This is a genomic window from Shimia sp. (assembly GCF_041624275.1).
Classification (GTDB): Bacteria; Pseudomonadota; Alphaproteobacteria; order Rhodobacterales; family Rhodobacteraceae; genus Shimia.
This window is the reverse complement of sequence record NZ_JBFJVE010000177.1, coordinates 1-6,073: the sequence shown is the minus strand read 5'-3', so window position 1 is coordinate 6,073 and position 6,073 is coordinate 1. Positions and strand designations below refer to the sequence as shown.

Sequence of the window (6,073 nt, the reverse complement as noted above, 5' to 3'; positions counted from 1 at the left end):
GGCTGATCAGCGCCGCTGCGCGCGACGCCACAGGGTCAGCCGCAGCCCGGCCAGCACGAAGACCAGGATCGACAGCCCCAGCGCCCCGAGCAGGAACACCGCCAGCACCAGCCCGTCACGCGGCGGGGCATCCGCCCCCGGCAGGGCAGCGGCCAGCAGCGGATGCAGACCGCCGACAACCGCCCCATGCCCGACGGTGAGCGCCAGCCAGCCCGCCATCAGCGCCCCCGACACCAGCAACAGGGGCCGCAGCGCGGGGCTGCGCAGCGCCCGGCGCAGGGCCTGCACCTGCCGGGCGATATCGGCCTGAATGGCAATCAGCGCCGGCACCACGAGCAGCACCAGGAACAGGCCGAAGCCCAGCCCGTAGACCAGCGTGATCACCGTCGGCTTGAGGAACTGCGCCTGCTGCGAGCGTTCGAACAGCAGCGGCGTCAGCCCCAGAACCGTGGTCGCCGAGGTGAGCATCATCGGCCGCAGCCGGTCGGCGGCGCCGTCGATGATCGACGGCACCAGCCCGCGGCTTTCGGCATAGTCGTCGACCGTGGTCACCAGCACGATCGAATCGTTGATGATGATGCCGGTCAGCCCCAGCAGGCCGACCACCGTGAACATCGACAGCGGCACATCATGGAAATGATGGCCAAAGATGGTGCCGACCAGACCGAAGGGGATGATCGCCATCACCACCACCGGCCGTACCCAGCTGGCAAAGACCCAGGCCAGCACGATGTAGATCCCGGTCAGGCACATGATCAGCCCCAGCCGGGCATCGCTGAGGAAGGTGTCCTCCTGTTCGGCCAGGCCTGCGAGCTGCCATTCGACCTGCTGGCGGCTGGCGATGTCGGGCAGGATCTCCTCGCGCAGCAGGGTCGAGATTTCCTCGGCCCGCGCCGGGTCGTCCTCGCTGATATCGCCGGTGACGCTGACCACCCGCACCCCGTTCTCGCGGCGCACGGTGGAAAACCCGGTGCGCCGCTCGACGGTGACGAGATCGGCCAGCGGCACGTATTTCCCCGCCGAGCTGCGCATCAGGCTGCTTTCGAGGAAATTGGCGTTCAGCTCCGCCTCGGGCAGTTGCACCCGGATCGCGGCGCTGCGCGGCCCGTCCGGATAGGTCGCCGCCTCGAGCCCGTTCAGCCGGTGGCGCAGCACCTTGCCCAGACCGTCGATGGTGAAACCCAGCGCCTGCCCCTGCGGGGTCAGCTCCAGCACCAGTTCTTCCTTGTCATAGGACAGCGTGTCCTCGACCGCCGACACTTCGGGAAAGACCGACAGCGCGGTCTTCAGCGCCTCGGCGGCCTGTTTCAGCGTCGCCGCATCGGCGCCGAAAAACTGCACGTCCAGCGCATCCCCCGCCGGCCCCGAGCGCCAGCCCCTGAAACTTACCGTGTCGGCCAGCGGGTGTTTCGCCACCCGGTCCTGCAACTCGCCGACAAAGGCGAAACTGGAATAGGGGCGCAGGTCGGCATCGATCAGCTCGATGGCGATGCCGCCCTTGAGATCGGCGTCCAGCGTTTCCGACCCGGCCAGCCCGTAGCCCGAATTGCCGCCAACCTCGGCCAGCACGTAATCAAGGGGGTTGCGTCCGTAGCGCTCGGCATATTCCGCCGCCAGCTCTTCGGTGGCACGTTGCAATTCGTGCATCTGCATCATGGTGTCGTCCCGCGTCGCCGAGGGCAGCATGAAGAAATTGCCGGTCACCGAGCCGCGCTCGGGCGAGTTGAAGAACCGCCATTTGACATCGCCGCCGACGAAAAGCGCCACCTGGCTGGCCAGCACCACAAGGGCCAGCGCCACCACCGGGTAGCGCGCCCAGACCACCAGCGCCATCGCCGGGCGGAACACGGTTTCGCGGTACCAGCGGAACATCCGGTTCACCACGCGCGAGGGCCAGTCGTACCAATGGTCGCGGGCCGCATGGGTCAGCGCATGGGCCATGTGGTTGGGCAGGATCAGGAAGCATTCGACCAGCGAGGCCAGCAGAACCGCGATCACGGTGAAGGGAATATCGGCGATCATCTCGCCGAACCGCCCCGATATGGCGGTGAGGCCGAAAAAGGCGATCACCGTGGTCAGGGTGGCCGAGAACACCGGCATCGCCATGCGCCGGGCGGCATTCTCGGCCGCCTGCATCGGCGGCTCGCCCAGGCTGCGGGCCCTGTGATCGGCATGTTCGCCGACGACGATCGCGTCATCGACGACGATGCCCAGGGTGATGATCAGCGCAAAGAGCGAGATCATGTTGATGGTCAGCCCGAAGGCATACATCAGCGCGATGGTGGCCAGCATCGCCACCGGGATGCCCGCCGCCACCCAGAGCGCGGTGCGCGCATTGAGGAACAGGAACAGCAGCCCCACCACCAGCGCCAGACCCATCACCCCGTTGTCCAACAGCAGGTTGAGACGGCTGGTGATGGCCTCGGCGCGGGTGCGGATCAGCTCGACCGTGATCCCCTTGGGCAGGGTGGTCTGCATCTCGGCGGCCACCTCCTCGACCCGCGACTGGATGGCGATCGCGTCGCCCCCGTCGCTGCGGTCGATGCGGATCGACATCGCCGGGTTTTCACCGACGAAATACGACCGGGCCCGCGTCACCCCCTCGACCCGGATCCGGGCGACATCGCCGATGGTCAGCTTGGAGCCGTCGGCGTTGGAGCGCAGCACAATGCCCACGATCTGGTCGGGGGCGCGTTTCTCGACCCCGGTGCGCACCCGCGCATTGGCCCCATCGACATCGCCGGCCGGGTCGGCGTCGACCTCCTGGGCGATGGCCTGCGCGATGGCTTCGATACTGACGTCATGCATCATCAGATCAAGGGTCGAGACCTCGATCACGGTTTGCGGCGCCGCCAGCCCGCGGATCGTGGTGCGGGTGACGCCGGCGGCAAAGAGCCGGGTCAGGAATTCATCGGTATAGCGCCCCAGCTGGGCCGGGTCGGCCGGGCCGGTGATGACCACGTCGGTGACCCGGTCGCGCCACGCCCCGCGCCGCACCTCGGGCTCTTCGGCGTCCCGTGGCAGGGTGGTGACCGCATCCACCGCCGCCTGCACATCATCCGCCGCCCGCGCCATGTCCCAGTCGGGTTCGAAATCCATCGTGATGCGAGCATTGCCCTCGATCGAGCGCGACGAGGTGCCCTCGACCCCCTCGACCGCGAGCAGGGCCGGCTCCAGCACCTGCACGATGCCGGCGTCGACATCGGCCGCCCCGGCCCCTTCCCAGGTGACCGTCACGGTGACGTTGTCGAGGATCACATCGGGAAAGAACTGGGCCCGCATGCGCGGTGCCGCCAGCAGGCCGGCGGCGATCAGCACCACCAGAAGCAGGTTGGCGGCGGTGCCGTGGCGGGTGAAATAGGACAGGAAGCCCCGGGCCGGGCCAGCGATCCGACGCATCGCGCTCTAGCCTCCGACGCGGGATCTGAGCCGCTCGAGCAGCGGCGCCGGCACCTCGGGCTGTGCCAGTGTATCGAGCAGGCGGGCCTTGTTCTCGGCCGGCATGCGGGTGTTGGCCTCGACGGCGGCGATCAGACGCGCCCGCAGGGCGTCGTCAAGCGCCACCATCTCGGGGCCGGGGGGCTCATCGGCGCCGGCTGCGCCCGAAATCAGCGGCCTGACCCTGACCCCGGGCCCCAGCAGCGGCGTCAACCGTGTCACCACGCTGCGCCCGGCAATCGCATCACCGGCCACCAAGACGCGGTCTTCCTGGCGCCGCAGCAGAGTCACCGGCACCGCCTCAAGCCGGTTGTCCGCATCGACCACCAGCACCCGGCCCTGTGCATCCAGCGCCGTGGCCGGCAGCGACACCGCCTCGGCAAGCGCCGTTTCGCGCACCCGGACGGTGACGAAATCGCCGGGTTTCAGCCCGCGCGGCGCATCGAGCCGGGCAAAGATCCGGCGCCCGGTCTCGCCCTCTTCGACCACCGCCGCCTCGCGCGTCACCACGCCGGTCGCGGTCAGGTCTTCGCCCATGACGTCGAGCGCCACGATCACCTCGGCGCCCTGAAGGCGGCCCTGGTCGTCGAGCAGCCGCGCATATTGCGCCGTCGAGACCCGGAACACCACCTCGAGCGCCCCGGCATCGATCAGGGTCGCGACCTTCTCGTTCTGCGACACCAGGCGCCCCTTGACCACCGAGACATCGGACAGGGTGCCCCCGAAGCCGGCGTGAATCGCGGTCTCGGCCAGCGCGCGCTCGGCTTCGGCAAGGGCGATCCGCGCCCGCTCAAGTCGGGTCACCGCCTGATCGATACGGGCCTGAGCCGCCGCGACCGCCTTGCGCCGCGCCACCACCGCCTGGTTGGCCGAGGCCACCGCCAGCTCTGCGGTTTCCACCGCCGCCGTGGTGCCGACGCCACGTTCGAAGAGGTCGCTCTGCCGGTCCAGCGCCTTCTGCCTCAGCGCCGCCTGCTGCTGGGCCGCGTCAAGCTCGGCCAGCGCCAGCTCGAGATCGCGGCCGGCGTCGCGCTGCTCGGCCTCGGCATCCGACAGGTCGTTCCGGGCCCGTTGCCGCGAAAACTCGGCCGGGACCGGATCGACCCGCAACAGCAGGTCGCCCTCGGCCACCATGCCGCCATCGACGAAATCAGGCGAGAGATAGACGATCGTGCCCGAGGCCTTGGCGCGCACATCGAGGCTGCGCCGGCTGCGCATCTCGCCGAAAGCCACCAGTTCGGGGCGGATGGTCTCCGGGTGCGCGATCTCGACATTGACGGCGAAGACCCGTTCGCGCCCCTGCGGCGGGCGGCTGTCGCGCGCCAGCCGTTCGGAAAAGGCGCCGAGGATCATCTGCCCCGCGACCAGCAGCAGCGCGACCGTGACCGCAAGCAGGAACAGGCCGGTCAGGCTTTGTCTCAGAAATCGCATGACGCTTCGCTCTCCGCGGCTGGGGCTGTCCCCCTAGTATTTGGCGCATTCGGGGCGCTTGCCAAGGATATTCGCCCGATACGGCCCGGCGCGTCACTTCCGTCGCAGATGTTCGTCGAGCCGTGGGAAAATCTCGACGAAATTGCAGGGCAGGTGACGATAGTCGAGCTGGTATTGCAGGATCTCGTCCCAGGCGTCCTTGCAGGCCCCGGTCGACCCCGGCAGGGCAAAGAGATAGGTGCCGTTGGCGACGCCGCCGGTGGCCCGGCTCTGGACCGCCGAGGTGCCGATCTTGTTCATCGAAACGATGGTGAACACGGTGCCGAAGGCCTCGATCTCTTTTTCATAGACATCGCGGTGCGCCTCGACCGTGACGTCGCGGCCGGTGAGGCCGGTGCCGCCGGTGGAAATGATGACGTCGATCTCGGGGTCGGCGCACCAGGCGCGCAGCTGATCGGCGATCTCGACCCGTTCGTCGCGCAGGATCTTGCGGTCGGCGAGAAGATGGCCGGCGGCTTCGATCCGGCCCACCAGCGTGTCGCCGGAACGGTCCTGGTCCAGCCCGCGGCTGTCCGAGACGGTCAGCACCGCGATGCGGACGGGCAGGAAGTCTTTGGTGTCGTCGAAACGGGGCATTCAGATGTCTTTCAGTTTGGATTTGAGGCTCAGAAGGTCGGACCAGGCCTGGGCCTTGGCCTGGGGCTGGCGCAGCAGGTAGGCCGGGTGGAACATCGGCAGCACCGGCTTGCCCAGCGCCTCGGTCCAGATGCCGCGCAGGCGGGTGATGCCGCGCCGGCCAAGCATCGCCTGACAGGAGATATTGCCCATCAGCACGATCGCCTCGGGGGCGACGATCTCCACATGGCGCCGCAGAAAGGGCAGCAGCATGGCAATTTCTTCGGGTTCCGGGTCGCGGTTCTGCGGCGGGCGCCAGGGCGACAGGTTGGTGATGTAGAGCGCCTGCGCCGAGGAACCGTGATCGCGCGCCAGGCCGATGGCGGCGAACATGCGGTCCAGAAGCTGCCCGGCGCGGCCGACGAAGGGCCGGCCCTCGCGGTCCTCGTCGCGCCCCGGTGCCTCGCCGATCACCATCACCCGCGCCGCCGGGTTGCCGTCGGCGAACACCAGGTTGCGGGCGCCGCGTTTCAGGTCGCAGCCGGCGAAACCGGCCAGCGCCGCGCGCAGCGCGTCAAGGTCGCCGGCC

General features: G+C 68.8%; 4 protein-coding genes. All 4 read right to left on the bottom strand.

The window, feature by feature from the left end; translation table 11 throughout:
- Positions 1-6: 6 nt before the first annotated feature.
- Positions 7-3,399, bottom strand: a complete 3,393-nt coding sequence (locus ABZD10_RS12640) for an efflux RND transporter permease subunit (protein WP_372886966.1) — start codon at positions 3,397-3,399, stop codon at positions 7-9.
- Positions 3,400-3,405: 6 nt separating this feature from the next.
- A complete protein-coding gene (locus ABZD10_RS12635) occupies positions 3,406-4,869 on the bottom strand; it encodes an efflux RND transporter periplasmic adaptor subunit (RefSeq protein WP_372886964.1) in 1,464 nt (487 codons plus the stop codon).
- 93 nt (positions 4,870-4,962) lie between these two features.
- The gene (gene moaB / locus ABZD10_RS12630; RefSeq protein WP_372886962.1) at positions 4,963-5,505 is read right to left on the bottom strand and encodes a molybdenum cofactor biosynthesis protein B; all 543 of its coding nucleotides are present in this window, start codon (positions 5,503-5,505) and stop codon (positions 4,963-4,965) included.
- Positions 5,506-6,073 (bottom strand): uracil-DNA glycosylase family protein (locus tag ABZD10_RS12625; protein WP_372886960.1); only part of this gene is annotated, 568 nt, incomplete at its 5' end.